A 783-nucleotide genomic window follows, 5' to 3' on the forward strand; every position below is an offset into this window, starting at 1 on the left:
ATAAAATGAAAATTTCGATAATTACGGTATCCTACAACAGCAGTGGCACGATACGCGACACAATAGAGTCGGTGTTGTCGCAGGACTACCCGGACTTTGAGTATATACTGGTGGATGGTCAGTCAACGGACGGGACATTGGATATTATCCGCTCCTACCAGCATCCGAGTATCCGGTGGGTAAGCGAACCGGACAAAGGCATCTATGATGCCATGAACAAAGGCGTGCAGATGGCTACCGGGGACATCATTGGTATATTGAACTCCGATGATTTCTATACTGATAACCAGGTGCTCAGCAAAGTGGCCAAGACCTTCAGCGAGCAGCAGGTAGAAAGCGTGTACAGCGATTTGGCCTACGTAGATGCCAGCGACGTAAACAAGATAGTGCGTTACTGGAAGTCGGGCGCCTACAAAGAAGGCAGCTTTCTGGAAGGCTGGATGCCGCCGCACCCCACCTTTTTTGTACAGCGGAGCGTGTACGAGAAGTACAGCCAGTTTGACTTGCGTTTGAAATCAGCGGCGGATTACGAGTTGATGCTGCGCTTTATTCACCGCTTCAAGATATCGGTGGCTTATATTCCGGAGACGTTGGTGAAGATGCGGGCTGGTGGGGTGAGCAATGCCAGTTTTCTGCACCGGTTCCGGGCTAACCGGGAAGATAGACTGGCCTGGGAGTACAACAAGCTTACACCCAAGCTGTATACGCTTTTGTTGAAGCCCTTGCGCAAGGTACGCCAGTTTGTAGTGGTCTCTACCGAATTTCACATGCTGAAACAGGTTA

At 50.3% G+C, this 783-nt stretch carries 1 protein-coding gene; it reads left to right on the forward strand.

Annotated features, from left to right (window positions below; genetic code table 11):
* Nucleotides 1-5: 5 nt before the first annotated feature.
* Nucleotides 6-783, forward strand: a 778-nt coding sequence (locus AAE02nite_RS26130; protein ID WP_146905890.1) for a glycosyltransferase family 2 protein, incomplete at its 3' end; no start/stop codon positions are given.

The organism is Adhaeribacter aerolatus, assembly GCF_007991635.1.
Classification (GTDB): domain Bacteria; phylum Bacteroidota; class Bacteroidia; order Cytophagales; family Hymenobacteraceae; genus Adhaeribacter; species Adhaeribacter aerolatus.